Annotated in this window: 1 protein-coding gene; it reads left to right on the forward strand. The window is 49.9% G+C overall.

The window, feature by feature from the left end; all coding sequences use genetic code 11:
• The first annotated feature begins 256 nt into the window (after positions 1-256).
• A complete protein-coding gene (locus tag GY33_RS0118815) occupies positions 257-1972 on the forward strand; it encodes an IS1634 family transposase (RefSeq protein WP_031388797.1) in 1716 nt (571 codons plus the stop codon).
• Positions 1973-2030 lie beyond the last annotated feature (58 nt).

Below are 2030 nucleotides of genomic sequence, written 5' to 3' on the forward strand. Positions count from 1 at the left end.
TTTTTTTTTTTTGGGGAAAACCGCTCAACTCATCCTCGCCCCAAAACATGGCGGGGCCAACAAGTCCCTGTTTTCAACAGGACTGTAACCGCATCGCGCCAAATCCAGCCTTTTCCGCAATAATTTCTGCATGTTAACCTGGCCTTTTGCGTAAGACCCTACTGATATCTCTGCTTTTTGTCAAAAAAACGTTTAATTTTATAAATTTATAAACTTTCTTATTGACACTGTTAGACCCTACTGATATGTCCTCTGCATGCCTCATCTGCACAAGAAGATCAAAAAGGGCAGGCCCTACTACTATGTCCGGGAGATGGCGCGGATCGACGGCAAGCCAAAGGTTACCAACCAAGTCTATCTTGGTTCCCCGGAGAGGATCATGTCTTTGGCAACAGGGGCCGAATCTGCGTTGGAGAAAATTCAGGTTCAGGAATTTGGCGCGTTGTGGTTGGCCAATTTGATTGATCAGGATGTTGGGATTGCTCAGATCGTGGACGAGGTCGTCCCCAAAGGAAAAAACGAGGCTGGACCATCTGTCGGCGAATACTTCCTATATGCAGTTTTCAACAGGATGGTTGACGCTCAGTCCAAGAGAGCTTTGGCGGATTGGTACGATAAAGCCGCTGTCCAACAGGTCAGGCCGGTGGACGTTAAAGCCTTGTCATCCGAGAAGTTTTGGAAAAAATGGGACCGGGTAAGTCAAAAGCAAATCGAGGCGATCGCAAAAAGATTTTTCGAAAAGGTGGCTCAGTTAGAGACTTCCCGGTTCGATTGCTTTCTTTTCGACACCACCAACTACTACACGTACTTGGCCGGCAATACCGAATCTGACTTGGCTCAGACGGGTAAAAGCAAAGAGGGCCGCTACTGGCTTCGCCAGGTAGGACTTGCCTTGCTGGTGGCCAGGGATACCGGCCTGCCGTTTTTCTATCGCGAATACGAGGGCAACTGCCATGATTCCAAGGTGTTTCAGTGCGTTCTGGAAGACGTTTTGGATGCCATGCGAAAATATGGTCGGCAAGACGTGACTGTGGTCTTGGACAAGGGCATGAATTCCGAAGACGGCATGGCAGTCATTGACGCCATGGACGGCGTGCATTTCGTGACCAGCTACTCGACGTACTTTGCCGAGGAGCTTGTACATGTCGACAGGGAAAAATTTATCGTTGTGGATACTGAAAAAAATCGGCGACTTCGTGAGCTCGGCAGAGAGGACGATCAATTGACTGCTTGGCGGAGCACCGGGGAATATTGGGGGCAGACGCGCACGGTGATCGTGACCTACAACCCCCTGACCGCCTCCAAGCAACGGTATAAATTTGAAAAGAAAATGCGAACACTCCAATCGGCTTTATACGAAATCCGATCAAAGGTTCGTTCCAGGTCTGCCCAGTGGCGCAACGAAGACACGATCAAGGAGCGCTACCGAAACATTTGCCGGGATCTGTATCTTCCAGACAGCCTTTACGATCTGAGTTTCGCCGTGAAAAGTGGAGGCTTGGTCATGAGCTTTCGCAAAAATTATTATCGAATCGAGCGACATATTGACAGGTTCGGAAAGAATGTGCTGATCACGGACAGAATGGATTGGAGCACTGATGAGATTGTCAGGGCCAGCCTGGACAGGTACATGGTGGAGCAAAGCTTTCGCCAAACCAAGGACCATGACTTGGTCAACATGAGACCCATGCGGCACTGGACGGACAGCAAAATCCGTTGCCACATCCTGTGCTGCATTGTTGCTCTCTCCTATCTGCGTCTCTTGGAATTACGATTGGCCAAGGCTGGGCTGAAGCTCTCCGCTGCCACAACAATGCAGCAGATGCGCACACTCCATTCATGTCTTTGTTGGAATGCCGGGGCACGAAAAGCGACCCGCAAGCTTGAGGAACCAAGCGACGCCCAGGCCCAGATACTGAAGGCCATGGGCTACGGAGTGAGCAGTGGGGTCTTACAGGAATTGGCGACTTAACACACCGAAATCACTTTCGTTTCCAGGAAAAATGACGTTCAATCTGTTAAACTCCTGT

Origin of the sequence: Desulfonatronum thiodismutans (assembly GCF_000717475.1) — a bacterium.
GTDB classification, from domain to species: Bacteria; Desulfobacterota; Desulfovibrionia; order Desulfovibrionales; family Desulfonatronaceae; genus Desulfonatronum; species Desulfonatronum thiodismutans.

What these genes read in the sequence shown, in the direction of transcription:
- GY33_RS0118815 (WP_031388797.1), top strand. Translation starts at nt 257, where the DNA reads ATGCCTCATCTGCACAAGAAGATCAAAAAGGGCAGGCCCTACTACTAT.